The 26,252-nt window shown below is 63.2% G+C and carries 22 protein-coding genes and 1 pseudogene; 14 read left to right on the top strand and 9 right to left on the bottom strand.

Annotation, left to right across the window (positions count from 1 at the left end; translation table 11 throughout):
• Nucleotides 1-55: 55 nt before the first annotated feature.
• Both OKW27_RS33155 and OKW27_RS33150 read right to left on the bottom strand, forming a co-directional pair.
• A complete protein-coding gene (locus OKW27_RS33155; protein WP_090803562.1) occupies nt 56-1,372 on the bottom strand; it encodes an ATP-binding protein in 1,317 nt (438 codons plus the stop codon).
• Nucleotides 1,356-2,081 carry a response regulator gene (locus OKW27_RS33150; protein ID WP_090803560.1) on the bottom strand — a complete coding sequence of 242 codons (726 nt, stop codon included), beginning with the start codon at nt 2,079-2,081 and terminating at the stop codon, nt 1,356-1,358. The genes OKW27_RS33155 and OKW27_RS33150 overlap by 17 nt, the downstream gene beginning before the upstream one ends.
• 218 nt (nt 2,082-2,299) lie before the next feature.
• Here OKW27_RS33150 and OKW27_RS33145 point away from each other — a divergent pair, with 218 nt between their 5' ends.
• On the top strand, nt 2,300-2,833 hold the full coding sequence (locus OKW27_RS33145) for a periplasmic heavy metal sensor (protein ID WP_090803559.1): 534 nt from the start codon (nt 2,300-2,302) through the stop codon (nt 2,831-2,833).
• A gap of 134 nt (nt 2,834-2,967) precedes the next feature.
• On the opposite strand, the gene OKW27_RS33140 is transcribed toward OKW27_RS33145, so the two are convergent.
• Entirely contained in the window at nt 2,968-3,678 is a 711-nt protein-coding gene (locus OKW27_RS33140; protein WP_090803557.1) for a pirin family protein, read from the bottom strand.
• 593 nt (nt 3,679-4,271) lie between these two features.
• Here OKW27_RS33140 and OKW27_RS33135 point away from each other — a divergent pair.
• From OKW27_RS33135 to OKW27_RS33115, 5 genes are all read left to right on the top strand, one after another.
• Nucleotides 4,272-5,048 carry an ABC transporter substrate-binding protein gene (locus tag OKW27_RS33135; protein WP_187613460.1) on the top strand — a complete coding sequence of 259 codons (777 nt, stop codon included), beginning with the start codon at nt 4,272-4,274 and terminating at the stop codon, nt 5,046-5,048.
• Nucleotides 5,049-5,320: 272 nt separating this feature from the next.
• Nucleotides 5,321-6,010, top strand: a complete 690-nt coding sequence (locus OKW27_RS33130) for an ABC transporter permease (protein WP_090803552.1) — start codon at nt 5,321-5,323, stop codon at nt 6,008-6,010.
• The gene (locus OKW27_RS33125) at nt 6,007-6,720 is read left to right on the top strand and encodes an ABC transporter permease (protein ID WP_018419774.1); all 714 of its coding nucleotides are present in this window, start codon (nt 6,007-6,009) and stop codon (nt 6,718-6,720) included. Before OKW27_RS33130 ends, OKW27_RS33125 begins: the two co-directional genes overlap by 4 nt.
• A 39-nt stretch (nt 6,721-6,759) precedes the next feature.
• Complete coding sequence (locus OKW27_RS33120; protein ID WP_429335940.1) at nt 6,760-7,539, top strand: ABC transporter ATP-binding protein; 780 nt, start codon at nt 6,760-6,762, stop codon at nt 7,537-7,539.
• A gap of 612 nt (nt 7,540-8,151) precedes the next feature.
• Entirely contained in the window at nt 8,152-9,309 is a 1,158-nt protein-coding gene (locus OKW27_RS33115) for a porin (RefSeq protein WP_187613462.1), read from the top strand.
• A 182-nt stretch (nt 9,310-9,491) separates the two neighbouring features.
• On the opposite strand, the gene glnK is transcribed toward OKW27_RS33115, so the two are convergent.
• Together glnK and OKW27_RS33105 are read right to left on the bottom strand one after the other, a co-directional pair.
• Nucleotides 9,492-9,830, bottom strand: a complete 339-nt coding sequence (gene glnK / locus OKW27_RS33110; protein ID WP_013088783.1) for a P-II family nitrogen regulator — start codon at nt 9,828-9,830, stop codon at nt 9,492-9,494.
• 102 nt (nt 9,831-9,932) lie between these two features.
• A complete protein-coding gene (locus tag OKW27_RS33105) occupies nt 9,933-11,645 on the bottom strand; it encodes an NAD+ synthase (protein ID WP_184065499.1) in 1,713 nt (570 codons plus the stop codon).
• A 150-nt stretch (nt 11,646-11,795) separates the two neighbouring features.
• Here OKW27_RS33105 and OKW27_RS33100 point away from each other — a divergent pair, with 150 nt between their 5' ends.
• Nucleotides 11,796-12,965, top strand: coding sequence for a GNAT family N-acetyltransferase (locus OKW27_RS33100; RefSeq protein ID WP_429335939.1), 1,170 nt, complete (start codon nt 11,796-11,798; stop codon nt 12,963-12,965).
• A gap of 10 nt (nt 12,966-12,975) precedes the next feature.
• Nucleotides 12,976-13,293 carry a GIY-YIG nuclease family protein gene (locus OKW27_RS33095; protein WP_090803545.1) on the top strand — a complete coding sequence of 106 codons (318 nt, stop codon included), beginning with the start codon at nt 12,976-12,978 and terminating at the stop codon, nt 13,291-13,293.
• A gap of 6 nt (nt 13,294-13,299) precedes the next feature.
• Here OKW27_RS33095 and OKW27_RS33090 read toward each other — a convergent pair.
• Nucleotides 13,300-15,398, bottom strand: a pseudogene (locus OKW27_RS33090) (FUSC family protein).
• A gap of 288 nt (nt 15,399-15,686) precedes the next feature.
• Entirely contained in the window at nt 15,687-16,214 is a 528-nt protein-coding gene (gene ppa / locus OKW27_RS33085) for an inorganic diphosphatase (protein ID WP_090803541.1), read from the bottom strand.
• 297 nt (nt 16,215-16,511) lie between these two features.
• On the opposite strand from ppa, the gene OKW27_RS33080 reads away from it, so the two are divergent.
• From OKW27_RS33080 to OKW27_RS33065, 4 genes are all read left to right on the top strand, one after another.
• Nucleotides 16,512-17,951, top strand: a complete 1,440-nt coding sequence (locus OKW27_RS33080) for an aldehyde dehydrogenase family protein (protein WP_429335938.1) — start codon at nt 16,512-16,514, stop codon at nt 17,949-17,951.
• Nucleotides 17,952-18,042: 91 nt separating this feature from the next.
• Nucleotides 18,043-18,801, top strand: coding sequence for an SDR family oxidoreductase (locus OKW27_RS33075; protein WP_429335937.1), 759 nt, complete (start codon nt 18,043-18,045; stop codon nt 18,799-18,801).
• A 140-nt stretch (nt 18,802-18,941) separates the two neighbouring features.
• Nucleotides 18,942-20,261, top strand: a complete 1,320-nt coding sequence (locus OKW27_RS33070; RefSeq protein ID WP_429335936.1) for an MFS transporter — start codon at nt 18,942-18,944, stop codon at nt 20,259-20,261.
• Between the two features lie 215 nt (nt 20,262-20,476).
• On the top strand, nt 20,477-21,421 hold the full coding sequence (locus OKW27_RS33065; protein ID WP_429335935.1) for a cupin domain-containing protein: 945 nt from the start codon (nt 20,477-20,479) through the stop codon (nt 21,419-21,421).
• Here OKW27_RS33065 and OKW27_RS33060 read toward each other — a convergent pair.
• On the bottom strand, nt 21,418-22,380 hold the full coding sequence (locus tag OKW27_RS33060) for a LysR substrate-binding domain-containing protein (RefSeq protein ID WP_429335934.1): 963 nt from the start codon (nt 22,378-22,380) through the stop codon (nt 21,418-21,420). The two genes, OKW27_RS33065 and OKW27_RS33060, sit on opposite strands and share 4 nt — an antisense overlap.
• A 743-nt stretch (nt 22,381-23,123) precedes the next feature.
• Between OKW27_RS33060 and OKW27_RS33055 the strand changes: the two genes are divergently transcribed.
• Nucleotides 23,124-24,239, top strand: coding sequence for a lactonase family protein (locus OKW27_RS33055; RefSeq protein ID WP_429335933.1), 1,116 nt, complete (start codon nt 23,124-23,126; stop codon nt 24,237-24,239).
• Nucleotides 24,240-24,842: 603 nt separating this feature from the next.
• A complete protein-coding gene (locus tag OKW27_RS33050; RefSeq protein ID WP_090803527.1) occupies nt 24,843-25,421 on the top strand; it encodes an acetate uptake transporter in 579 nt (192 codons plus the stop codon).
• Between the two features lie 382 nt (nt 25,422-25,803).
• Here the strand turns inward: OKW27_RS33050 and OKW27_RS33045 are convergent, their stop codons facing one another.
• Nucleotides 25,804-26,226, bottom strand: a complete 423-nt coding sequence (locus tag OKW27_RS33045; protein ID WP_090803525.1) for an ACT domain-containing protein — start codon at nt 26,224-26,226, stop codon at nt 25,804-25,806.
• Nucleotides 26,227-26,252: the final 26 nt, after the last annotated feature.

Here is a 26,252-nt window from a genome sequence, read left to right as displayed (position 1 = left end):
GCCGCTCGCGATGCCGACGCCTCGCGCGCGCATCGCGACTCCAACACCCCTGCTTCTACCAGGCGTTTTCCGAGGCGGTCGCGACCCGCGGCAGCACGTCGAACGGAAAACTCATCAACACCCGCAAACCGCGGCCGCCATGATTGCCGATTTCCCATTCACCGCCCGCACGCCGCACGAGCCGCTCGACGATCGCAAGGCCCAGCCCGCTATGGCCGTTGCCGCCTCGCGCCGGATCGAGCCGCACGAACGGCCGGCTCGCGTTGATCAGGTCCTGGGCGGCGATGCCCGTGCCGCTGTCGCTAATTGATAGCGTAAAGCTCTGCGGTGTGCGCGCGGTCGCGACGACCACCGGCGGCGCGCCATACGCATGCGCGTTGTCGATCAGATTGGACAGAATCCGGTCGAGCGTGGCCGCCGGCAGCAGAAATGACGGCCCGGCGTTCAGTTCCGTGTGCACGGTCGGCGCACTGGTGGCCACCGCCCGATAGCTGCGCACGACACGCTCGCACTGCGCATCCACTTCCACGGGTTCGCTGCGGTCCGCGCCGTCGTGCGCGAACAGCAGGAACTGCTCGACGATATGCGTCATCGAATCGACGTCGCGCACGACGCCGTCGCGCGTCTTCGCGTCGTCCATCATTTCGGCGCGCAGCCGCAGACGCGCGAGCGGCGTCTTCAGGTCATGCGCGACACCGGCAAGCATCACCGCGCGATCATTCTCGGTGCGCGCGACTTCCTGCACCATCTGATTGAAGCCATGGGTGAGTTGCCGCAACTCGCGCGGCCCGCGCTCGGGCACCGGCGGCACCGGCAGCCCGCGACCGAAGCGCGCCACCGCCTGCGCGAGCAAGCGCAGCGGCCGCTGCAGCGCCCAAGCAGCGAACAGCGCCGCCATCACCGCAAACGAGAAAATGATGACGAGCCACAAGACCGTGCGGTCGAGCGAGCGCGGCATGCGCAGCGGCTGCACCGGCACGACGATCCAGTTCTGATCGGTCACGGCGCGCACCCATAGCATGGGCGGGGCGCCGGGCGGACCGACGCGCACCTGGGTGTCGGCCGGCATGCGGTCGCGCACGTCCTCGACGAAACGCGCGAGCGGCGGCGGCATGTTCGCGCTGGCCGCCGGCACGTCCGGACTCGCCGGGTCGACCAGCTTCACACGCGACGGCAGCGGTTGATCCGGTGTGCGGGCGACGTGCTGACGCACCGCGTCGACGAGGAAGGTCGCTTCCTCGACCGCGTAGCGCGTTTGCAGTTGCGAACGTTCGAGTCGCATCAGCGCATACCACGCGAAATGCGACAGCAACAGCACCGCGACGACGAGCAGCGCGAGCCGCCCGAACAGCGAATCAATGGGCCGACGCATGCTGCTCGCCGTCCGGCACGAACACGTAACCGCGGCCGCGCACGGTCTGGATGAAGCGCGGCGTGGATGGATCGGTTTCGAGAATGCGACGCAGGCGCCACACCTGCACGTCGATGCCGCGGTCGGTGCCGTCGTACTCGGGACCGTGCAGCAGTTCCAGCAGGCGCTCGCGCGTGAGCGTGCGCATGGGGTGATTGACGAAAATCTTCAGCAGCGCGAACTCGCTGCCCGACAGCGCGAGCGGCTTGTCTTCGAGATGCAGTGTACGCGACTGGAAATCCAGCGTGAAGCGGCCGAAGCTGAACGGCTCGCGCTGCTCGGGCGCGGCCGCCGACGGCAGCGTGCGGCGCCGCCGCAGCACCGCCTGCACGCGCGCGAGCAGTTCGCGCGGATTGAACGGTTTGCCGAGGTAATCGTCCGCGCCGAGTTCGAGCCCGACGATACGATCGACGTCGTCCGCACGCGCGGTCAGCATGATGACGGGGATATCGTCGCCCGACGCACGCAGCTTGCGCAGCGCGGTGAGGCCGTCCACGCCGGGCATCATCAGGTCCAGCACGATGAGGTCGGGGCGCTCGCGCTCGAGGCGCCGTTCGAGCGAGCCCGCGTCGTGCAGCACCGAAACTTCGATGCCCTGACGGGCGAGATAGTCGCGCAACAGATCGCGCAGTTCGACGTCGTCGTCGACGACCAGGATTTGAGTAGCCATGGAATGAAGTTTAACGCGCAGCCAAAAGGGATTTCGTTTTCCAAACGGTCTGAAGGGTTACCGGGTGTTACGGTGAAAGCCACACGTAATTGCTGGTAATAGCGGCGTCCGGGCGCGTAACACAGCGGCGCACGCGGTTCTCTACGCTGTGCCTTACCGAGTGCAGGCAGTCCAAAGACCGGTTGCTTCGTCGGCTATTCCATTACAAGGAGCCTCATATGTCCACCAAAAAGATGTCGCGCGTTCTCGCCGTTGCTGCCACCGCTCTCGCCATCGGCGCGGGCGCCGCTTACGCCGCCCAACCCGCCGAGCAGGCGCACGGCGGGCCCGGCGGCTGGCATGGCCACTTCATGAAGGAACTGACCCAACTCCACGACCGGCTGAAGCTGAACGCGGATCAGGAAAAGCTGTGGCAAAACGCGCTCGATACGATGAAGCAGAACCGCGAAGCGATGCGCGCCAACCACAAGCAGGTTCAAGACCAGTTCAAGGCCGCACAGCAACAGCCGATCCTGGATCTGAACGCGATGGCCGCGACGCATCAGCAGATCGAGCAGAAGGACGCGCAACTGCGTCAGCAAACCACCGACGCGTGGCTGAAGTTCTATAACGGCCTGAACGACCAGCAGAAGACCACCGTCAGCACGGCGCTGAAGCAGCGCTTCGCGCGGATGGAGCAGCGTCACGAGAAGATGCGCGAGCGCTGGGAGCATCACAAGGGCGCCGCGTCGGCGCCGGCCGCCAATCAATAAGCGGCGCATTCGCGAGGCGGACCAGGGAGGGCGCCTCGCTAATAGAAAAACGCCACGGAAGAGGTTTTCCGTGGCGTTGCTGTTTGGCGCTGCTCGCCGCTCGATCGGCGGCCCGCGCGAATCAACTGCTTGAATCAGCCGTTCAACTGACCCAGATCGAACAGCAGCACTTCCGCGTCGTCGCCCTTTTCCAGCGTCACCGTGTCGACGTCGCTGAGCTTCGCGGCATCGCCCGCCTCGAGCACCGTGCCGTTCACGCTCAGCGTGCCGCGCGCGACGTGCAAATAGCCGAGGCGCCCCGCCGGCAGCGCGAACGTCGCGTGTTCGGCGCCGTCGAACAGTCCCGCGTAGATCGACGCTTCCGCATGGATCGTCACCGAGCCGTCACGGCCGTCGGGCGACGCGATCACGCGCAGGCGGCCGCGCTTGCTGTCGGCGTCGAAGCGCTTTTCCTCGTAGCCGGGCTGGTCGCCCGCGCGGCGCGGGATGATCCAGATCTGCAGCAAGTGCGCGAGTTCGTCGCGCGACGCGTTGAACTCGCTATGCTGCACGCCGGTGCCCGCGCTCATGCGCTGCACGTCGCCGGGACGGATCGTCGAGCCATTGCCCATGCTGTCGCGATGCGCGAGCGCGCCTTCGAGCACATACGTGACGATCTCCATGTCGCGATGCCCGTGCGTGCCGAAACCCTGACCGCCGGCGATGCGGTCTTCGTTGATCACGCGCAGCGGCCCGAAGTGCACGTGCTCGGGGTCGCGGTAATCGGCAAACGAGAAGCTGTGATACGAGTCGAGCCAGCCGTGGTTGGCGTGACCGCGTTCTGCGGAGCGGCGAATCTCGATCATGGAAAGTCTCCCGGTAAGTAGTCAATCAGAGCGATGCTGGGAATGTAGGGGTGCGCCGCCCCATAACAATCGTGCGCAACCGCACCGCAGCGTTCCATCGCTGCATGCAATCGCGCGACCGGCGAGCCCATCGCACGGAAAGCCCGGCGCCCGGATGCCCGGCGCCCGGCAGCCGGCGCCCGCAAAACCGCGCCGGCGTCGCGCACGCACAACGCGTTGCACGGCGTCTTGCCGCTCGATGCCGCGCTGCGCTGGCAGCTTGCCGCTCTTCGGGTAAAATACCGCGCTTTTCGAGCCGCGTGGACGTCCCGCGGGACGCGCAGGCCGCGCTGGCAAGCCTCGGCGGGCGGGCCGCAACCGGTGCGCGACGGGCTTCGACTCGGCACCACACCGTGCGAGCCACGCCCGATAAGCACCGAACGCGCCGGACCGGCGCGCCACGTCGGACGAACCGCCCGCGCAAGGACCGACCAGAGCGCGGCGACGATCCCTGCGGCACGGCAATTTTGACCGCCTAGAATACCGACCGTCGGCCCTCGGCCGGTGCTCGTCGAGTCGTGTCATTACGACGATCAGTTTGATTCAGGAGAAACATGAAGAAGTTCGCACTGTGCGTGGCTCTGGCAGTCATGGCCACCGGCGCGATGGCGAAAGAATGGAAAACGGTGCGCATCGGGGTCGACGCCAGTTATCCGCCATTCGAATCGAAGGCGCCTGATGGCGACATCGTCGGTTTCGATGCCGATCTGACCCGCGCGCTGTGCGCGAAGATGAACGTGAAGTGCGTGTGGGTCGCGCAGGATCTCGATGGCATCATCCCGGCGCTGAAAGCTCGCAAGTTCGACGCGATCATTTCCTCGCTGGGCGTCACCGACAAGCGCCGCGAGCAGATCGACTTCTCCGACAAGATGTTCGACGCGCCCGCCCGCATGATTGCGAAAACCGGTTCGCCGCTTCTGCCCACCCCTGAATCGCTGAAAGGCAAGCACGTCGGCGTCGAGCAGGGTTCGACGCAGGAGCAGTACGCGAAGGCCTGGTGGGAGCCGAAGGGCGTGCTCGTCGTGTCGTACCAGAATCAGGACCAGGTGTACGCGGATCTCGCGTCGGGGCGCCTCGACGCCGCGCTGCAGGACGAAGTGCAGGCCGACGCCGGCTTTCTGAAGACGCCGCGCGGCAAAGGGTTCTCCTGGGCCGGTCCGGAAGTGAAGGATCCGCAGACGATCGGCGAAGGCACCGCGATCGGTCTGCGCAAGGGCGATGCCGAGCTGAAGGCGAAGTTCAATCAGGCGCTCGCCGAGGTTCATCAGGACGGCACGTTCAGGAAGCTCGAAAAGCAGTACTTCGATTTCGACATTTATCCTGGCCGTTGAGCGAAACAGGCAGGATACTGCGTGGTAAGCCGGCTCGTGCCGGTGGCAGTGAAAGCGGCAACGAAGGTGGCGACACCAGGCAGTAGATTCAAAACAATCCGAGACGAAAGTCCCACAAGCGCGCTGCAGGAGCACCAACGTTTCTGCAGCATGATTTGCACAGCGGCACGCTGTGCGCTGCGGATCACGGCGAGCCAGGCGCTCGTCCCCGACGCGGCGCTACGCGGACCGCGTCTTTCGCGGTGCGCGTAGCGCATCGTCGTGGACTACCTATGTTCCTTCAAGGCTACGGCCCGCTGCTTCTCAGCGGCACCTGGCAAACCGTCAGGCTGGCGGTGTTCTCGCTCGCGCTCGCGTTCGTGCTCGGCCTGCTCGGCGCGGCGGCGAAATTGTCGAAGAACCGTCTGTCGAACGGCATCGGCACGGTGTATACGACGCTCGTGCGCGGCGTGCCCGATCTCGTGCTGATGCTGCTGCTGTTCTATAGCATCCAGATCTGGCTGAACAACCTGACCGACGCGCTCGGCTGGGAGCAGATCGACATCGACCCGTTCGTGGCCGGCGTCGCGGTGCTCGGCTTCATCTACGGCGCGTACTTCACCGAGACGTTCCGCGGCGCGTTTATCGCGGTGCCGCGCGGCCAGCTCGAAGCGGGCGCCGCCTACGGCATGACGAGCTGGCAGGTGTTCTCGCGCGTGATGTTCCCGCAAATGATGCGCTTCGCGCTTCCGGGCATCGGCAATAACTGGCAGGTGATGGTCAAGGCGACCGCGCTCGTGTCGATCATCGGTCTCGCCGACGTCGTCAAGGCCTCGCAGGACGCCGGCAAGGGTACCTTGCGGTTCTTCTTCTTCACCCTGCTCGCGGGGGCGATCTATCTCGTCATCACCACCGTGTCGAACTTCGTGCTGATGTACCTCGAAAAGCGTTACTCGACCGGCGTGCGAAAGGCGGATCTATGATCGAGATCATTCAGCAATACTGGCGCAACTATCTGTTCACCGACGGCTATCGCTTCACCGGGGTCGCGATCACGTTATGGCTGCTGGTCGTGTCGATCGGCCTCGGCTTCTGCCTGTCGGTGCCGCTCGCGGTCGCGCGCGTGTCGAAGAAGAAATGGCTCGCGGGCCTCGTGTGGCTCTATACGTATATCTTCCGCGGCACGCCGCTCTACGTGCAGCTGCTGCTGTGCTATACGGGTCTCTACAGCCTCGAGATCATCCGCAACAACGAGCTGACCAACGCGTTCTTTCGCGACGGCATGCACTGCACGCTGCTCGCGTTCACGCTGAATACCTGCGCGTACACGACCGAAATCTTCGCGGGCGCGATCAAGGCGACGCCCTACGGCGAGATCGAAGCGGCGCGCGCGTACGGCATGTCGTCGTTCACGCTGTACCGGCGCGTGATTCTGCCGTCGGCGCTGCGCCGCGCACTGCCCTACTACAGCAACGAAGTGATCCTGATGCTGCACGCGACCACCGTCGCGTTCACGGCCACGGTGCCGGATATCCTGAAGATCGCGCGCGACGTGAACTCCGCGACGTACCAGTCGTTCAATGCGTTCGGCATCGCCGCGCTGCTGTATCTGTGTATTTCTTTCGCGCTCGTGTGGCTGTTCCGCCGCGCCGAGCGTCGCTGGCTCGCTTACCTGCGGCCGCAAGGCAAGTAACTGCGCGTCCCTGGACAAGCAAGCTCGTTAAGGATCCTGATGAACTCCAAGAAGCAGAAGCTCTTCGTCGACCAGCTTCACAAAAAGTACGGCGACAACGAAGTCCTCAAGGGCGTGTCGCTGAAAGCCAATGCCGGCGACGTGATCAGCGTGATCGGTTCGTCCGGTTCGGGCAAGAGCACGATGCTCCGCTGCATCAATTTTCTCGAACAGCCGAACGCGGGGCGCATTTTCGTCGACGGTGAGGAAGTGCGCACGCAGACCGCCAGGGACGGCGCGTTGCGCGTGTCGGACCCGAAGCAGTTGCAGCGTGTGCGCACCAAGCTTTCGATGGTGTTCCAGCACTTCAACCTGTGGTCGCACATGAACGTGCTCGAGAACATCATCGAGGCGCCGGTGCATGTGCTCGGTCTGAAGCGCAAGGAAGCCGAGGACCACGCGCGCGAATATCTGGAGAAGGTCGGTCTCGCGCCGCGTCTCGAGAAGCAGTATCCGTCGCATCTGTCGGGCGGCCAGCAGCAGCGTGTCGCGATCGCGCGGGCGCTGGCAATGCACCCCGATGTGATGCTGTTCGACGAGCCGACCTCCGCGCTCGACCCGGAGCTCGTCGGCGAAGTGCTGAAGGTAATGCAGAAGCTCGCCGAGGAAGGCCGCACGATGATCGTCGTCACGCACGAAATGGGCTTCGCGCGCAACGTGTCGAACCACGTGATGTTTCTGCACCAGGGCCGCGTCGAGGAACAAGGCCATCCCGACGAAGTGTTCAGGAACACGAAGAGCGAACGTCTGAAGCAATTCCTGTCGGGCAGTCTCAAGTAATAAAATTACCCGCGACTTATGATGCGAATGGCATGGAAAATGTAGTCAATGTAGTTTTACAAGGCGCTTACGAGCGCCTTTTTCGTTTTTACCATGTCCTTCCGCCCGGCCATTCGAACGACGAAAAAGCGCCGAAAATCCCACAAAACGGGCCATTCAGGCCGAGTTTTCGCCTACCCCGCCACTTTTGACCCGTCAATAGTGACAATCCTTAATACGACCCCTTCCAAGCCGCGATTCCCTTGCCGGACAAGGCTTTGCGCCTTTTCCCGAGGAACTCCTTGGGGTCCCAGCCCACATTCGTATTGCAATTTGGCGACACCCCCTGTTGGCGGTACTAATTTCTTCTCCCAGTTAAAGTTATTTTTGATAAATTGGTAACCAAAGTAGCAAAACAAAGTTGATTAAAAGTAGTTTCACTTCAAAACGCAGAGGAGAACCGGTCGGCGTGGGATCGGCATGATGCAAAGATAGCTCGACGCTACATGTCATGACAGGAGAATCCCTATCCACCCGCCACTCTCCCTGGTACCGCTTTCTGTTCGGTGCTTATCGCGTCCGAACACCACTCGCAGTACTGGGTTTCTTTTTTGACAGGGTATGGAGGAGAAGATGAAGAAAGCTTTGCTCGTCGCTGCGCTGATGTCGGCCGGCGTTGTTGCACACGCTCAGAGTAGCGTCACGCTGTATGGCCGTTTGGATGCAGGTCTCGAGTACATGTCGGGCGTCCCGACCGGCGCTAACGCCAACGGCGCGGCCAACACCAGCTCGAACCGCTTCAAGGCGGAAAGCGGCGACTGGGGCACCAGCCTGTGGGGCATGAAGGGTGTCGAGGACATCGGCGCCGGCAACAAGATCCTGTTCCAGTTGGAAGGCTCGTTCAACACGATGACGGGCGCAGGTCCCGGCGGCGGCGGTCTCTTCAATCGCTGGGCAACGGTCGGCATTTCGAACAACCAGTACGGTACGTTCACGATGGGCCGCATGCTCTTCATCTCGAACGGCGTGTGGGACTTCGACCCGTTCGGTCAGTCGAACTGGTCGTCGGCATCGCTGGTGCGTGGCCGCAACTGGCCGCAATCGAGCAACAACTTCGCGTACCAGTCGCCGAAGATCGCAGGCTTTGACTTCTACGGTCAGTACGCGCTGTCGAACGCGACGAGTTGGAACGGTAACGGCACGACGCCGCAAGGTCGCGAAGCTGGCGCGCAGGTCACCTACACGACGTCGCTCTTTCAGGTCCGCGGTCTGTACGACGAAATCCGCAACCCGACGACCGGTGGGTTGTGGGGTGGCCCGGTTGCCAACAACGGTATCAATACGGCTAACACGGCCAACGGCGTATTCGCTGCATCGCGCGAGTACTCCGCTCTGCTGAACGTGTTCCTCGGCCAGTTCAAGATTCAGGCTGCTTACCAGGCAGTCCGTTCGGCAGGCGCAACGGGGGTTCTGCCCGGTCAGCCGACCACGCTCGATCACGAATGGGGCGGTGTGACGTGGCAGGCAACGCCGGCTGCAGCACTGATCGCGGCGGTCTACCACGTGAACGGCAACAACGGCGCGGGCAATGCGACGATCTACACGATCGGCGGTTCGTACAACCTGTCGAAGCGCACGCTGCTCGACCTGCAGGCCGCGACGGTGCGCAACAGCCGTAATGCTAACTTCGGTCTGAACGCGAACAATGCGGGCTTCGCCGCTGCAACGGACAACCCGCTGCAAGGCCGCCAGCAAAGCGGCGTGTACGCAGGTATCCAACACTCGTTCTGATCGAACGGTGCGCCCCGAGGGTCATCCCTCGGGGTGTAATACAGGTTTCTTCGAGAGAATCTTTTTCACGCTGCTGCGAGAGGCGCGTATCGGTGCGATATCCGCAAGGGTATTGCACCGTTTTTTATTCGGCGCACGGTTTTTGCCGTTGCGCGCACCGGGCCGGTGCGTGATTGCACAGCTTATACGGCCGCTTCGTTCTCTTCGCCGGTACGGATACGGATGACGCGCTCGACGTCCGCGACGAAGATCTTGCCGTCGCCGATCTTGCCGGTACGCGCCGCGCCGATGATCGCGTCGATGACCTGATCGCACTGGCTGTCCGCGACCACGACTTCGATCTTCACTTTCGGCAGAAAGTCGACCACGTATTCCGCACCACGATAGAGCTCGGTATGCCCTTTCTGGCGGCCGAACCCCTTGACCTCGGTAACGGTCAGGCCGGTGAGGCCGACTTCCGCGAGGGCCTCGCGCACTTCGTCGAGTTTGAACGGTTTGATGACTGCGGTGATGCGCTTCATGGCGAACCTCGTCTCTTGATGGGAAGAGTGGAAAGGAAAAGGATGATTTTTATTCTACGCCGCGCCGGATGCATTGCGGCATCCGCGCGCGGGTGTCGTCTTTCACTCCACCGGTTCGGTGTAGCGCGACGTGATCGGATAACGCCAGTCGCGGCCGAACGCGCGATGCGTGACGCGAATGCCGATCGGCGCCTGACGGCGCTTGTACTCGTTGATCTTGATCAGGCGCGTGACGCGCTTCACGTCGTCGACCTGATAACCCGCCGCGATGATCTCCGCGAGCGAACGGTCCTCCTCCATATACATGCGCATGATCGCGTCGAGTACTTCGTATTCGGGCAGGCTGTCCTGGTCGGTCTGGTTCTCGCGCAGCTCAGCGGACGGCGCGCGCGTCAGAATCCGCTCGGGAATCACGTCGCGCGTCGCAAACGTGGTGGCCGCGTTGCGATAGCGGCACAGCCGGTACACGAGCGTCTTCGCGATGTCCTTGATCACCGCGAAGCCGCCGGCCATGTCGCCGTACAGCGTGCAATAGCCGACCGCCATCTCGCTCTTGTTGCCGGTGGTCAGCACGATCGAGCCGAACTTGTTCGACAGCGCCATCAGCAGCGTGCCGCGAATGCGCGCCTGAATGTTCTCTTCGGTCGCATCTTCGGCGCGGCCCGCGAACTCCTCGGCGAGCGAGCCGCGGAACGCGTCGAACATCGGCGCGATCGCGATCTCGTCGTAGCGCACGCCGACGCGGCGCGCCATCTCGGCGGCGTCGCTGGTCGAGATATCGGCCGTGTAGCGCGACGGCATCATCACCGCGCGTACCTTGTCGGCGCCGAGCGCATCGCATGCAACGGCCAGCACGAGCGCCGAATCGACGCCGCCCGACAGACCGATCAAAGCACCAGGAAAACCGTTCTTGCCGATGTAGTCGCGCACGCCCATCACGAGCGCCGCGTAGACCTGCGCTTCGATCGACTGCTCCGGCGCGATCGCGGCCGGCAGCGGCGTGCCAGCGTCGAACTCCACGACAGCCGTGGCTTCCTCGAACTGCGCGAGCTTCGCGACGAGTTCGCCCCGCGCGTCGAGCACGAACGAACCGCCATCGAACACGAGTTCGTCCTGGCCGCCGACCATGTTCACGTAGACCATCGGAATACCGGTTTCGCGAATGCGCGCGCGCAGGATGTCGAAGCGCACCGCTTCCTTGTTCAGGTGGTACGGCGAGCCGTTCGGAATCAGCAGCACCTGCGCGCCCGCGGCCTTTGCCATCTGCGCGGCCGACGCATGCCACGCGTCCTCGCAGATCACGACACCGTACTTGACGCCGTCGAGTTCGAACACGAACGGCTGCGGGTCGGAGGCGAAATAGCGTTTCTCGTCGAACACTTCGGTGTTCGGCAGATCCTGCTTGCGATAGGTGCCCTTCACTTCGCCGTCGACGATCAGCGACGCCGCATTGAACGTATCGACCGGCGGCACGCCGCGCTCGATCGGCGCGTTTGCATTACCATGGCCGTTCGCCGGGCGGTGCGCGAGGTTGTCCGACCCGTCGCGCAGCGGATGGCCGACGATCACATGCAGACCGGTGAACGGCTTCAACTGTGCGGCGAGATCGGCCAACGCGGCCGCGCTGGCGGTGTAGAACGCGGGGCGCAGCAGCAGGTCTTCGGGCGGATAACCCGACAGCGCGAGTTCAGGCGCGACCAGCAGCTTCGCACCATCGCTGTGCGCGGCGCGCGCGGCGGCGACGATCTTCGCGACGTTGCCGGCGAAGTCGCCGACGGTGACATTGATTTGAGCAAGAGCGATTCGGGTCTTCATGGCAGGATCGACAGGCAAGCCTTCACGGCTCGCGGTACCGCGGCTCGATGGCTCGACGGGATTGAACAAACCGGATAAACGAACTCAACGAACGACGTGGCAGCGTCAGTTTCACAGCGCCGCGCCGGTCATTGCATACAGTCACTCAGATTGAACCAGCAACGTATCGATTATCGCACGGGCATTCTGGCCTCGCCCTCCGAGGTGGACGCCGCCGAGTGGAACGCCCTCCTCGCCGCGCAGTCGCAGCCCACGCCGTTTTTGCGGCACGAGTTTCTGAGCGCGCTCAACGCGACGCAATGCGCGGTTCCCGACACCGGTTGGGCGCCGCAATTCGTCACGCTGACCGACGCGCGCACGGGCATGCTCGCGGCGGCGGCGCCCGTCTATCTGAAGGGACACTCGTACGGCGAGTACGTGTTCGACTGGGCCTGGGCCGACGCGTACAAGCGCAACGGCCTGCCCTATTACCCGAAGCTGCTGTGCGCGGTGCCCTTCACGCCGGTACAGGGCAACCGGCTGCTGTCGGCGAACGAGCATGCGTTGCGCCATCTCGCGGCCACGTTGATGGCGTTCGCCGAGCAGGCCGAGGTGTCGTCGCTGCATGTGCTGTTTCCGACGCAGAGCGAAGCGGACGCGCTCACCGATATCGGCATGATGCAGCGCGAAGGCGTGCAGTTTCACTGGCTCAACGACGGCTATCGCGACTTCGAAGACTTTCTGTCGACGCTCGAACAGAAGAAGCGCAAGAACATCCGCGCCGAACGGCGCAAGGTGCACGAGGCCGGCATCACGATGCGAAGGATCCGCGGCGCAGACATCGAGGATGCCGACTGGCGCTTCTTCAGCAAGTGCTATCGGCAAACCTATCGCGAGCATTTTTCGAGTCCGTATCTGAACCTCGATTTCTTCCGGATGATCGGCGCGTCGATGCCGGAGAATCTGCTGCTCGTGATCGCCGAATATGAAGGCAAGCCGATCGCGAGCTCGCTCGTCGTCTATCAGCGCGACGAGAAAACCGGCGGCACCTTGTATGGCCGCTACTGGGGCGCGCTCGAACACGTGCCGTGCCTGCATTTCGAAACCGCGTACTATCAGCCGCTCGAATTCTGCATCGAAGAAAAGCTCGGCGCATTCGAAGGCGGCGCGCAGGGCGAGCACAAGATGGCGCGCGGCTTTCTGCCCACGGTCACGCGCTCGACGCATTGGCTCGCGCATCCGGCGTTCGCCGATGCGGTCGGCCATTTCCTCGATAACGAAAAAAACAGCATCCACGCGTACGTGGACGAGCTGCGCGAACACAATCCGTTCAAAGGCTAGAAGCACGGTTATGGCGTGGTTTCTCTATCTGCTCGAATGCTCGGACGGCAGCGTCTATACCGGCATCGCGACCGATGTCGCTGCTCGCTTCGACAAACATCTGAGCGGCACGGGCGCGCGTTATACGCGCTCGCGCAAGCCGGTGCGGGTGCTGGCGTCGTTCGAGCTGGCGGACCGGTCGAGCGCGTCGAGCGCCGAGTATTGGGTCAAGCGGCTCACGGCGGCCGATAAACGGGCGCTGGCGGCCGGGGTGTTCACGCTGCAGTCGGTGTTGCCGGTTGCAGCGGTGAATGACGTCGCGGAAGACGGCGAGCGTTCCGACGGCTGAGTCGTGCTACCCCCTCGCCTCCCGCATCCTCTCCGTCAGCAGCCGATGCACCCGCGCCAGCTCGCCCACCACATCTGCTTCCAGCGACGTCAATTGCTCGCGAGCGGGTAACTCGAGCCGCACCGGCCGTAACGTGCGATTCAGCGCGGCCTCGATCGCCGCGCTGATCGCCTCGACCCATTCGTCGAGTTCGCTATGCATGTCGCGACGGTTCGCGGTGAGGCGCAACTGCGTCGCGGTGCCGGCCATCCGTCGCAGCAGGCTCAGCACCGTCAGCGTGACCGTATCGGCCATCGAGTCCTCGAGCTTCTCAAGCCGCACGCGGCCGATCGCTTCTTCCGCGTTGTTGCTGGTGAGGCCCGCGGCGCGGCGCAATTGCTCGATCTCCTTGCCGCCATGCCGAGGCGCGTCGAGCGACGCGCGCAGATACGCGAGATTCGCGCGCACCGCGTCGCCGAGATAGACGCGCACATCGAGCTTCTCGCGCGTCGGCCATAGAAGGAACGTCGCGAGCAGCGCGAGCACGCAGCCGAGCACGTTGTTGCCGAGCCGCGTCAGCGCGAACGCCAACTCGTTGGCGCCCGGCGTCGCGAAGTCGGCGACCAGCACGAAGGTCGGCGTCAGGAACAGCACGAACAGGCTGTAACTGACGGGGCGCAGCGCCATCGTCGCCATCACCAGCGGGAACACCGCGAGCGAGATGCCGAGCGGCGAATGAATCGCATAGCCGATCGCCGCCGCGAGCACGCCGCCGACGATACTGCCCGTCGCGCGTTCGATGCTGCGCGGCCAGGTCGCGGCGATCGACGGCTGCAGGATCAGCAGCGTGGCCATCGTGGCCCAATAGCCGAACGGCAGACCGAGCGCGCGAATCACGACGAAGCCCGCCGTCGTCGTCACGCCGACACGCGCCGCATGGCGCAAGCCGACCGACTGCCACGACAGGTTGGCCTTCAGCGTCGACCACGCGCGCGCCGTATAACGCGCGACGCACGCGCTCCACGGCTCGACGTGCACCTCACGCGGCGCGAAATCGACGAGCTCGAAACCGGATTGCAGCTTCACCGGTTCGAGCAACGCGCTTTCGAGCCGATGCGCGAGACGCCGCAGACGCGCCTGCGGGTCCGCGAGACGTTCCCAGCGCGCGTCGCTGGTCGCGCTGCCGATGTCGCTGAGCACTTCGCCGATCGCATTGAGCGAGCGCACCGCGCGTCGCGTGCGGCGCGGATCGTCGGGCACTTTCGCGCCCGCGCCCGACACCGCGATCAGATACGCGAACAACGCTTCGCCGTCGGTCAACAAGCCGAGCAGCGTGTCGTAGACGGCCGCGCCGCGCCCGCCTTCGATGCGGGCACGTTCGCGAGCGCATCGCGCGAACGTTCGAGCGACGCGCGCGCATCGGCGCGAAAGCGCGCGGCATGCGTGGCCCATTCGCGCCGCGCGGCACGGCCGCCGACAAGCCGCGCGCTATCGAACGCGACATCGGCGAGGCGCAGATACACCGCGCGCAACGACGCGCGGCTCGCGCCGAATGGATGAATGCGCCACACCGTCAAGCTCAGCACGATCGCGAACAGGCAGCCGACCAGATAGACGCCGAGAAACGCGACACCCGCGCGCGCGTCGTGCATCGGCCGATCGACCATCACGACGCAGGCGGTCGCCGCGAGGATCGTCACCTGCGACGTGGCCGCGCCCCAGATGCGGCCGAACGCGCCGAGCGTCGTGAACGCGAGCACCGCGAGCGCGGCCCACGCGGCACCCGAGGCGGACGCGAACGCGGTCATGCCGCCGCACAGCGTCGACAGCAGCGCGAAGCTCATCATCGACATGAAGCGTGCGCGGTTCGAGCCGGCGGCATCGGCGAGGCAGGTCCAGAACGCGCCGATCGCCGCCCACGCAAACACCGGATCGTGCAGCACGTTGCCGAGCGCGAGCATCGCCGTCGATGCGCATGCTGCTCGCAAGCCCTCCGACAGATTCGCCTCGCTCGCCGCGAACGACACCATCCAGACCGGCCGCTTGCGATAGATCGCGGTGACGACCGAATGCAGCCGGGTCGACCAGCGCGGCGATGTCGAGTGGGACTTGCTGCGGTTCATCATCCGGACCGTGGTTCTTGAAGTGATGGAAACGCGCGTAGATGCCGTGAGTTCGCGCGCGAGGTCGTGCGGCGAATGATAAGGGTTTACACCTAAATATAAAAATGCGTTCCGTTCATCGGAGCGATGCGTTCAGGTTATGCGCGCGAGACGAAGCGTGCGAGACGAAGATCGCGGCGCTTTTGCACGGTAGTCGAATACCGCGCAAATCAGATGAAAAAAACCGCGCGGTCCTTGCGGACTCGCGCGGTTTTCGTACTGCATGCAGCAAGCGGATGAACCGCGGCGCGCTTACTTCTTGTAGTTCGCCACGCCTTCGCTGATTTCCTTGTGGGCAGCATCGACGTCGGCCCAGCCTTCGACCTTGACCCACTTGCCCTTCTCCAGCGCCTTGTATTGCTCGAAGAAGTGCTTGATCTGGTCCTTCAGGTAAGCCGGCACGTCGTCGACCGACTTCAGGTTCGCCGTCATCGGGCAGATCTTGTCGTGCGGCACGGCGATCAGCTTCGCGTCGACACCTGACTCATCGGTCATCTGCAGCATGCCGAGCGCGCGGGCGCGCACGACCGAGCCTGCCAGCAGCGGGAACGGCGTGATCACCAGCACGTCGACCGGGTCGCCGTCGCCCGACAGCGTCTGCGGAATGAAGCCGTAGTTGGCCGGATAGCGCATGCCGGTGCCGATGAAACGGTCGACGACGAGCAGGCCCAGGTCCTTGTCGGCTTCGTACTTCACCGGGTCGCTTTGCGCCGGGATTTCGATGATGACGTTGAAATCGTGCGGAAGGTCATTGCCTGCGGGAACGTGATTGAAGCTCATGAGCGCTCTCTGAAGGGGATGGAAATCGGAAGGCGGCGAACGGCGCGCGGGCTGCGGATGCGGTGCGAACTGTGTGCGAACCGCGAACGTCGGGCACTGAAACCCTCTCGCCCCGAACGACGGGGCCGCGCACCGGACCGTACGGAATGCGCCATTATAGCCAATCGGCAGGTGGCATCCGCGGTCGGATCGGCGCGATAATCGTCTGGCGAGTCTCGCTTCGCGTCTCTACCGTTTTGTGTCTCCCCTTCGAACCCGCGCCGCCGCACGCCGGCCGCACGTCATCAAGGAGCATGCATGGAAGAAGCACGGCATTTCATCGGCGGCGAGTGGTGCGCCGCTTCCGGCGGCGAATCGATCGCCGTACTCGATCCCTCGGACGGCCAGCCGTTCACGCGCATCGCGCGCGGCACCGAGGCCGATATCGACACCGCCGTGCACGCCGCGCGCGCAGCGTTCGACGGCGCATGGGGTGCGCTGAGCGCCGCCGAGCGCGGCCGCGTGCTGTACCGGCTGTCGCTGCTGGTGGCAGCGCGCCAGGAAGACCTTGCACGGCTCGAAGCGCGCGACACCGGCAAACCGCTCAGGCAGGCGCGCGCCGACGCCGCCGCCCTGACCCGCTACTTCGAGTTCTACGCCGGCGCGGCCGACAAGCTGCACGGCGAAACCCTGCCCTACCAATCCGGCTACACGGTGCTGACGATCCGCGAGCCGCACGGCGTGACCGGCCACATCGTGCCGTGGAATTACCCGATGCAGATCTTCGGGCGAAGCGTCGGCGCGGCGCTCGCGACCGGCAATGCATGCGTCGTCAAACCGGCCGAGGACGCGTGCCTTTCCGTGCTGCGGGTCGCAGAGCTCGCCGCCGAGGCCGGCTTGCCGGCCGGTGCACTGAACATCGTGACCGGCTATGGGCACGAAGCGGGCGCCGCGCTCGCGCGTCATCCGGGCATCGATCACATCTCCTTCACGGGCTCGCCCGAAACCGGCAAGCTCGTCACGCAGATGGCCGCCGAAAACCACGTGCCGGTCACGCTCGAACTCGGCGGCAAGTCGCCGCAAATCGTGTTCGCCGACGCCGATCTCGACGCCGCGCTGCCGGTGCTGATCTCCGCGATCGTGCAGAACGCCGGGCAAACCTGCTCGGCGGGCAGTCGCGTGCTGATCGAGCAGGCGATTTACGAGCCGCTGCTCGACAGACTCAGCAGCGCCTTTCAGGCGTTGCGCGTCGGGCCGTCGAATGCCGACCTCGACTGCGGACCGCTGATCAGCGCGAAACAGCAGCAACGCGTGTGGGACTTTCTGTCGGACGCGCAACACGACGGCATCGCGATGGCCGCGCACGGCGAGGTGATTCCCGAAGCGCCTGAAAGCGGCTTCTATCAGGCCCCGACCTTGCTGCGCGACGTGCCCGCGAGCCACCGCCTCGCGCGCGACGAAGTATTCGGTCCGGTGCTCGCCGCGATGTCGTTCCGTGACGAAGCCGAAGCGCTCGCGCTCGCGAACGGCACGCAGTTCGGGCTCGTCGCCGGCATCTGGACACGCGATGGCGCGCGCCAGATGCGCCTCGCCCGACGCGTGCGCTCGGGCCAGGTGTTCATCAACAACTATGGCGCGGGCGGCGGCGTCGAATTGCCGTTCGGCGGCGTCAAGCATTCGGGACATGGCCGCGAGAAAGGCTTCGAGGCGCTGTATGGCTTTACGGTGCTGAAGACGATCGCGATCCGGCACGGCTAGCGGGTGCCGTAGGGCTCGCTCGCGATCGGCGCGAGCAGCACGTTACACGCAACAACGCATCGCTCTATCCATCACAAACAACGGAGACATCATGCGGTTGACAGGTAAAACGGCCATCGTCACGGGCGGCGGTTCGGGTTTCGGCGAAGGCATCGCAAAGACCTTTGCGCGCGAAGGCGCGAACGTCGTGGTCAACGACCTCAACGGGCCGGCCGCCGAACGCGTCGCGAGTGAGATCGCGATAGCGGGCGGCAAGGCGATCGCGGTCCCCGGCAACGTCGCGCAACGCGACGACTGGCGCACGCTGCGCGAGGCCGCGCTCGAAGACTTCGGCAGCGTGCAGATCGTCGTCAACAACGCGGGCACCACGCATCGCAACAAGCCGGTCCTCGAGGTGACCGAGGCCGAGTTCGACCGCGTCTATGCGGTGAACGTGAAGAGCATCTACTGGAGCGTGCAGGAGTTCGTGCCGTATTTTCGCGAGCAAGGCGGCGGCAGCTTCATCAATATCGCGTCGACGGCGGGCGTGCGGCCGCGGCCCGGGCTCGTCTGGTACAACGGCAGCAAGGGCGCGGTGATCGTCGCTAGCAAGTCGCTCGCCGTTGAGCTGGGGCCGGAGCGGATTCGCGTGAACTGCGTGAATCCGGTGATCGGTGAGACCGCGCTGTTGTCCGAGTTCATTGGGGTCGAGGATACGCCGCAGAACCGGCAGAAGTTCCTGGCAGGGATTCCTCTCGGGCGGTTTTCGACGCCGCAGGATATTGCGAATGCGGCGCTGTATCTGGCTTCGGATGAGGCGGAGTTTATTACCGGCGTGTGCCTCGAAGTGGATGGGGGGCGCTGCGTGTAGCGGTAGGTGAAGCGCTGCGCACGCACTGCGTGCGCAGTCAGTGTTTTCCCCCAATATCGATTCGTCCTGCAAAAAACCTGGCGCGGATAGAATCGTTCGGCTGCGGCACTTCAATTCCATAAAAATGAGGAGACATAGTCATGGCTAGTCCTGCAGATCCGCTCCACCATCCCGGCGCTGGCGCGCCGCCTTCGACGTTCGAAGAGGCGACTTATCGCAAGGTTACCTGGCGGCTCGCGCCGCTATTGATGCTCTGCTACATCGTTGCCTATCTGGACCGTGTGAACGTCGGCTTCGCGAAGCTGGGGATGAGCACCGATCTTGGCTTGAGCGATGCGGTGTATGGCTTCGGCGCGGGGATTTTCTTCATCGGCTATTTCATCTTCGAAGTGCCGAGCAACGTGATCCTGCATAAGGTGGGCGCGCGTGTCTGGATCGCGCGGATCATGATTTCGTGGGGCGTGATATCCATGCTGACGATGTTAGTCACCACGCCGACGATGTTTTATGTGATGCGCTTTTTGCTCGGGCTTGCAGAGGCGGGTTTCTTTCCTGGGATTATTTTGTATCTCACCTACTGGTATCCGGCGCATCGGCGTGGACGGATGACGACCTGGTTTATGACGGCGATCGCGTTGTCGGGGGTGATTGGTGGGCCGGTGTCTGGGGACATCCTGAAGAACTTCAACGGCGTGAACGGTTGGCACGGGTGGCAGTGGCTGTTTCTGCTCGAAGGGGTGCCGTCGGTGCTGGTCGGGATCATCGTGTTCGTGATGCTCGATGATCGGATTTCGAAGGCTAAGTGGCTGACCCGGGAAGAGCAGCAGTTGCTTGAGAGTCAGGTGTCGGCTGAGGAAGCGACCAAGCACGATATGCCGATTCGGCAGGTACTCACTAGCGGGCGGGTGTTGATGTTGAGCCTCACCTACTTCTCGTTTGTGATGGGGCTTTATGGGGTGAGCTTCTGGTTGCCGACGATTATCAAATCGACCGGCGTTACCGATGCGTTTTTGATTGGGCTGCTATCGGCGGTGCCGTTTGCGGCGGCTGTTGTGGCGATGGTGTTTGTGGCGCGGAGTGCGGATCGGTCGAGGGAACGGCGATGGCATATTGCGTTGCCGGCGTTTCTTGGTGCTGTGGGGCTCGTGCTTTCCGTCGTTTGGGCGCATAACACCCTGCTTGCCATGACTGGGTTGACCCTGGCTACTATGGGCATCCTCACTACACTGCCGCTGTTTTGGAGTTTGCCTACGGCGATTCTGGCAGGCACCGGCGCCGCTGCCGGGATTGCGATGATTAATTCGATCGGCAACCTCGCCGGTTTCCTTAGTCCTTATGCTGTGGGGTGGTTGAAGGAGGTTACCGCGGCGAACGATTCGGGGATGTATATGTTGGCGGCGTTTATGGTGCTGGGCGGTTTGCTTGCTATTAGTGTGCCGGCGAGGATGGTTAATAAGTAACCTTGGCCGATGATGAACTGCTAGCGGCCCGGCACGAACAACCCGCCGCGCCTCGAAACCGTCGTGGCACGGTGTTCCTATTGCGCAAAGGTGATTTCGATGTCCGGCACTTCCGGCGCCAACGCCCCGCGCCTAAAGTCAGGTCAGCCTTCGGATGCGGATCCTCACAAATGGAACCGCGCGAAGCCCCCTCAAAACTCAATAGGAGCAAAACCATGCTGACCAGGACATCCCCCGACCTTCTCACCAAACCGAATGTCGCCACGGAAGACGCGCAATACTTCGAATACACTTCGTCCGCCAATCCGATTGGTGCGAAGCTCATCTCGCGTGTGCCGTTCTGCAGCTTCTCGCCTTCGCTTTATGCAGACGGCGCAACCCGAGTCGTGCCGCTTGACCTGTCTGCGGAGTTGGGCTGCCCGGGTCCCGCGACCGGTCCCGGCTTGAGCGCCAACTTCCTGCGCATCAATGCGGGCGATGCGTTGACACTCGATCCCAATGCGACCTCGCAGGTCTGCTACGTCATTAGCGGAGCGGGTAGCGTGCAGCAGTCCGAAACGAGCTTCCCGTTTTCGATGGGCGATTTCTTCACGTTCCCGGGCGGCCATGCCACGGTGCTGTCCGCTGCTGCGACGGCCACGCTCTATTACGTCAATGACGCGCCACTGCTCACCTATCTTGGTACCACCGGGGTACATGCGCGCTTTGCGCCGACACGCTATCCGGCCGCCGAGGCGCAGGCAGCACTGCGCGCGGTCGCGGAACAAGCGAACGCGGGTCGTCGCAACCGCATCAGCGTACTAATGGGCAACACCAACTTTCCGCAGACGCGCACGGTCACGCATGTGTTGTGGGCGATGTTCGGCATCGTGCCGCCCAACTCGGTGCAGAAGCCGCACCGGCACCAGTCGATTGCACTCGACTTCATCGCCAGCGGCAAGCCGGGTGTCTATACGCTGGTCGGAACGGAACTGGACAGGGACGGCAATATCGTGAACCCGACCCGGGTCGATTGGGAAGCGGGAATGGCATTCGTCACGCCGCCGGGACACTGGCATGCGCATTTCAACGAAACGAACGAAAACGCCTATGTGATTCCGATCCAGGATGCAGGCTTGCAGACTTATCTGCGCACGCTAGACATCCGCTTCGCCCATTAAGGCTGACGCTCCAGTGCGAGTCCGTCGTCCCAGTACGGCGGCTCGCCAAACGCCTCGGCATAGAAATCCACGAAGGCGCGCACCTTCGACGAGACGATCTTCTTCGGTGGGTAGACCGCCCAGACCGCGGGTTCGGCTCGTCCGGTGCGTGCTTCCCATTCCGGCAGCACGTGCTGCAAGCGTCCTCCGCGCAGGGCCGTAGAGGCGAGCCATGTCGGCAGGAGCGCCACGCCACAACCGGCCACGGCGAGCGCGAGCACGGCTTCGGAGTCGTCAGCGCGCAAGCGCCCTTTCAACTCCACCAGCACCTGTTCCTGTTCTTGCGACGCCCGCGCGTCCGCGGTGACCAGCGTGAAATACCATTTGTCGTCCGGGACCAGGGACACGCGAAGCGCATCGCGCGCGGCCAGATCGCCAGGGACACGCGGTGTGCCGCTACGCGCGAAATACGCCGGGCTGCCGCAGACGATACGACGATGCGGTGCCAGGCGCCTCGCCATCAATGACGAATCGGGCAGCACGCCGGTACGGATCGCCACATCAATGCCCGCATCGATCATGTTGAGCGTTTCGTCCGTAGAGACGATGTCGAGGTCGATATCAGGATAGCGCGCCATGAAGGCCGGCAGATGCGGCACGATGTGCAGGCGGCCGAATGCCGGTGGCATTGTCACGCGCAGCACGCCTTGTGGCGTGCGATTTAGCGACGACGTCACTTCGCGCGCGTCATCGAGTGCTTGCAACGCTAACAAGGCGTGTTCACGAAACAGCCGGCCGCCTTCTGTCAGGACGAGGCCGCGCGTCGACCGGTTGAATAGGGCGATGCCCAGATCTCTTTCGAGTTCGCTGACGTAGCGGGAGACGGTCGAGGTCTTGACTGACAGTGCATTGGCCGTCTTGCTGAAGCTCTGCAGTTCCGCTGCGCAAACGAAGGCCCGTACTGCGGCGAAGTAGTCCATGGACTGTCTGACGTGGATGGGATTACCTGGCTTTTGCCGAGACCGGTAGTGTACTGCCCCGGCGCGGGCGAGTGTCGCTCGTTCCCCGGCTGCAGCCCGGCAGCGATTGGCGGCACGCGACCCCTTCGAGTCACTCAATCCACGTTGACGAATGTCCCCTTGCTGCCCTACAGGAGGCCATCGTCAATCTATTCGCGCCGAAGGGCTTTTCAAGTCAAGGCCGAAGGTAGTCCATTGGCAGCACTTACTGGCGGATCAGTCATACCTTTGCCGGGATTCAACGGCATCGGGAGCACCCGTCAAAAAATGTTCATGGTCAAGCGGCCCAGATGGACTATATACAAACGAGGGGCGGCGAATGGCTGTACGTCCAACGAAAACCGCCCTTGACTCAGGTCCGCGAGAGCCGCAGTCAAGCCGAACGGAGATGTACGACGCCGAATAGTCGCGACCCGTCTTTTCCCACATAGACCGGTCAGTGTATCGCAGCGTTAGCATCATTGCCGGGGGCGACGCGCTCCCGACCAATCCACCGCTGCCCGATGTTCCCTGTTCGACCTCCTTAACCACCGTGTAGTCAACGCGACAAGGGGTGAAGTAATGAAACAGCTCGCGAACTGGCTAACGCTCCTGCAGGTCTGCCTGTAGCCCAATTTATCAAGGACGTAACGTACAGCTACCTGCTCTGCCCACTCGTCCATCCGACGTCACCGTTCGCTCGTCGTCCACGCAAGGAGTACGCCATGTCATTTATCACGTGCCGTTTAACGTTTCTATTGCGAACCATCGCGTTCGCGACGGCGTTAGGATTCGCTTCAATCAGCATTGCGCAAGCCGATTCGGAGGCCGATCCGCCAGGAGCGGTTTACGTTCTGTCAAACCAGCCGTCCGGGAACTCGGTTCTTGTCTATTCGCGCGCTGCCAACGGAATACTGAACTACGAGGCCACGTACTCAACTGGCGGTAAAGGAGCAGGCACGGGAGCCGATCCACTAGGCTCGCAGGGTTCCCTAACGTTGGCAGCGGGCTTTCTCTTCGCCGTGAATCCGGGCAGCAATGATGTTTCGCTGTTCGCGGTCGACGGCAGCAAACTGACGCTGCTCGACAGAAAACCATCGGGTGGTCAAATGCCCGTCAGCGTGACAGTCAAGGGGCCCATCGCGTATGTGCTTAATGCCGGAGGCACACCGAACATCAATGGCTTTATCGTCGACGCGTTTGGCAAGCGTCTCGTTCCATTACCAGGCTCACAACGACCACTTGCCGGCGGAAACTCCGCCCAGCCCGCGCAAGTGACGTTTGCGCCGGAAGGCAACGAACTGCTGGTGACGGAAAAGGGCACACAACTCATTGACACGTATTATGTCGGCTTCACCGGCTACGCCTCGAAGACTCCAACCCCCCATGCGTCAAACGGCGTCACGCCGTTCGGGTTTTCCATCACGACCCGGGGTTACGCGATCGTCTCCGAGGCCGGGTCTGGTTCTGTTTCCTCATATGAGGTCGAGGACAGCAAACATCTGACTTCCATCAGTGCGGCAATTCCCTTGGGCCAGAGCGCCCCTTGCTGGCTTGTCACCACGGGCGATGGACGTTTTGCCTACACGGCCAATGCCGGGAGCGACTCGATCAGCAGTCTGCGGATCGCGGCGGACGGTACAGTACGCTTGCTCAATCCGACTGCAGGCACGCTCAGCGCTCCCCTTGACATGGCGCTCAGTGGTCACAGCAAATTCCTCTACGTTCGTGAAGGTAACGGCGCTGTAAGTGGCTTTCGCGTGATGCCAGACGGAACACTCGAGCCAGTTGGCTCAGTCACCGGCGTACCGCCGGGGGCACAAGGGATCGCGGCGCGCTAGACACATCTCCCCCGCGCTGGGAGATGTGCACGCGGGATCATGCTTTCGTATCCCTGTATCGGCAGCGTTCGCGCAAGAACGTTGCCGGTACCGCTGAGCACCCGCCGTCCACCTTGATCCGATTGAAATCGAGACTCCCGGTCAAGCAGGTGTTAGGTGAGTCCAAACGGGCGACGGTGAGCGAGTCGAATCCCATCACTTTCTTCAAGGCTTCCGGGAGTCACATTGACTCCCGGCCCTCCCATGGCCGATCCGGCCGGGTGGCACGGGTGCGGCCAAGAGGCCGCTTTGAGTGCCCAACCGACGCTCGAACGCCATTGACCCGCTTTCGATCACGTTCATACGGGTAGCGACACGCTGCGTCTATCTGGCGGTCATCCTCCTGCCAGATCAGTACCATCCGATTCGGCGAGCGGCGCAACGCATCCTACACTTAAGTTCAACCGCGCAGGCTTGCACGTGGCTGCGCCACAAATTGGGCCGAACGCATATTGCGCTGATGGCCATCGATAGCGAGCATGGCGCGGTCGCGTTCGGCGGCGACCGAGGGATTCGTATCGTCTCCGGATATGTCTCAGATGCTAACCACCAAGGAGGCGGTTTATGAACAGTAAGTTAGCCAACCCGGCGCCGCTCGGGCTCGCTGGATTCGCATTCACCACATGGATGCTCAGCATGGTGAACGCCGGCTGGTTCGACAAGGATGCCTTGGGGCTCGTGCTGGCGCTAGCGTTCGCTTTCGGCGGCACGGCGCAGATGATCGCGGGCGTGCTCGAATTTCCACGCGGCAATACGCTAGGCACAGTGGCGTTCCTCAGTTACGGCGCCTTCTGGTGGTCCTTTGCGCTGTTTGCCGCGTTCCTGGGCACCAACGTGCCTGAGGCCTTCATCGGCTGGTATCTGTTTGTGTGGGGGGTCTTCACGTTCTACATGTGGATCGGCTCGCTGCACACGAGTACGTCTGTGCAACTGGTGTTTCTCTCGCTGTGGGTCACTTTTCTGCTGTTGGCGATCGGCGCATGGACAGGTATGGGCCTTGCCACGCGGGCCGGCGGCTATGTAGGCTTGATTACCGCTCTACTGGCGTTCTATGCGTCGGCGGCGATGGTAATCAACGAAAGCTTCGGACACACCGTGCTTCCGACACACGACTGGGCACAAGCCCATCCGCAAGCGGCCTAGCCACTCGGCGCGGGTCGGCCGGCGTGCAGCAAGCGCGCCGGCCAGTCAGGCCTGCGGTGCTCCATGGAGACGGAGACCAAGTCTGAGTATCGAGTCTTTCCGGTATCAGCCAAGTGGGTCGAGAAATGTGGACCGACTGGACTCGTTACGAGGCGATGGATCGCCGTTCGATGGAGGAACTCTGATGTTCGAACGAATACCCCCTGACAATTCGCGCTATCGGCGGGTGTGATCGCTGGCCGGCTCTACGACGTCGTAAACGTGTCAGGGCGCTGCTCTGATGGCGTCCCACGGCCGGCGTCGCCTTCGTCTTGTCTGAGGAGTGGGCCGTGCCGAGCACACGGCATTGCGGCACCCGTTGCTGTCGTGGCGGCGCAACGTCCTACGCCTGCTGCAAAATCTCCATTGCACGAATCGTGTCGCCCAGCGCGTCCATTGCCAGGTAGGCAACGAACTGTGTGCCGATAGCGGCAGCCGAAACGCCGCGAAGGTTGATTCCCCCGGTAGCCAACTTTTGGGTCAACTCTGCAATGATGCCCGGCCGGTCGGGGCCCATCACCCGCACCGAGTGAAGACTCGGGAGGACGTTGAACCCCACCTGCGAGGCGGCACGAATTTCTCGGTCGTTCTGAAGCGGCGCGAGAAACACGACTGCCTTCCCGGGTGCTTCCGCAGTTCGACGGGAGATGATGAATTGCAGGTTTGCTCCGGCATCTCGCAGGACACTTAACACTTCGGCGAGACCGCCGGGCCTGTCCTCGATTGTGGCCGCCCATACGTCGACACGTTCAACGAGCAGATCCATGGCGCCTCTCCCGTTTGATGAACCCC

The organism is Paraburkholderia sp. 35.1 (assembly GCF_050436525.1).
Lineage (GTDB): Bacteria > Pseudomonadota > Gammaproteobacteria > Burkholderiales > Burkholderiaceae > Paraburkholderia > Paraburkholderia tuberum.
The sequence above is the reverse complement of the archived record's forward strand: the minus strand, read 5'-3'. Positions and strand labels throughout refer to the sequence as shown.

Coding starts and splice junctions, on each gene's coding strand:
- OKW27_RS33140 (WP_090803557.1), bottom strand. CDS start 3,678: ATGATCGAGATTCGCCGCTCCGCAGAACGCGGTCACGCCAACCACGGC.
- OKW27_RS33130 (WP_090803552.1), top strand. CDS start 5,321: ATGTTCCTTCAAGGCTACGGCCCGCTGCTTCTCAGCGGCACCTGGCAA.
- ppa (WP_090803541.1), bottom strand. CDS start 16,214: ATGAGCTTCAATCACGTTCCCGCAGGCAATGACCTTCCGCACGATTTC.
- OKW27_RS33095 (WP_090803545.1), top strand. CDS start 12,976: ATGGCGTGGTTTCTCTATCTGCTCGAATGCTCGGACGGCAGCGTCTAT.
- glnK (WP_013088783.1), bottom strand. CDS start 9,830: ATGAAGCGCATCACCGCAGTCATCAAACCGTTCAAACTCGACGAAGTG.
- OKW27_RS33125 (WP_018419774.1), top strand. CDS start 6,007: ATGATCGAGATCATTCAGCAATACTGGCGCAACTATCTGTTCACCGAC.
- OKW27_RS33065 (WP_429335935.1), top strand. CDS start 20,477: ATGCTGACCAGGACATCCCCCGACCTTCTCACCAAACCGAATGTCGCC.
- OKW27_RS33055 (WP_429335933.1), top strand. CDS start 23,124: ATGTCATTTATCACGTGCCGTTTAACGTTTCTATTGCGAACCATCGCG.
- OKW27_RS33120 (WP_429335940.1), top strand. CDS start 6,760: ATGAACTCCAAGAAGCAGAAGCTCTTCGTCGACCAGCTTCACAAAAAG.
- OKW27_RS33075 (WP_429335937.1), top strand. CDS start 18,043: ATGCGGTTGACAGGTAAAACGGCCATCGTCACGGGCGGCGGTTCGGGT.
- OKW27_RS33145 (WP_090803559.1), top strand. CDS start 2,300: ATGTCCACCAAAAAGATGTCGCGCGTTCTCGCCGTTGCTGCCACCGCT.
- OKW27_RS33150 (WP_090803560.1), bottom strand. CDS start 2,081: ATGGCTACTCAAATCCTGGTCGTCGACGACGACGTCGAACTGCGCGAT.
- OKW27_RS33050 (WP_090803527.1), top strand. CDS start 24,843: ATGAACAGTAAGTTAGCCAACCCGGCGCCGCTCGGGCTCGCTGGATTC.
- OKW27_RS33135 (WP_187613460.1), top strand. CDS start 4,272: ATGAAGAAGTTCGCACTGTGCGTGGCTCTGGCAGTCATGGCCACCGGC.
- OKW27_RS33105 (WP_184065499.1), bottom strand. CDS start 11,645: ATGAAGACCCGAATCGCTCTTGCTCAAATCAATGTCACCGTCGGCGAC.
- OKW27_RS33070 (WP_429335936.1), top strand. CDS start 18,942: ATGGCTAGTCCTGCAGATCCGCTCCACCATCCCGGCGCTGGCGCGCCG.
- OKW27_RS33155 (WP_090803562.1), bottom strand. CDS start 1,372: ATGCGTCGGCCCATTGATTCGCTGTTCGGGCGGCTCGCGCTGCTCGTC.
- OKW27_RS33115 (WP_187613462.1), top strand. CDS start 8,152: ATGAAGAAAGCTTTGCTCGTCGCTGCGCTGATGTCGGCCGGCGTTGTT.
- OKW27_RS33060 (WP_429335934.1), bottom strand. CDS start 22,380: ATGGACTACTTCGCCGCAGTACGGGCCTTCGTTTGCGCAGCGGAACTG.
- OKW27_RS33045 (WP_090803525.1), bottom strand. CDS start 26,226: ATGGATCTGCTCGTTGAACGTGTCGACGTATGGGCGGCCACAATCGAG.
- OKW27_RS33080 (WP_429335938.1), top strand. CDS start 16,512: ATGGAAGAAGCACGGCATTTCATCGGCGGCGAGTGGTGCGCCGCTTCC.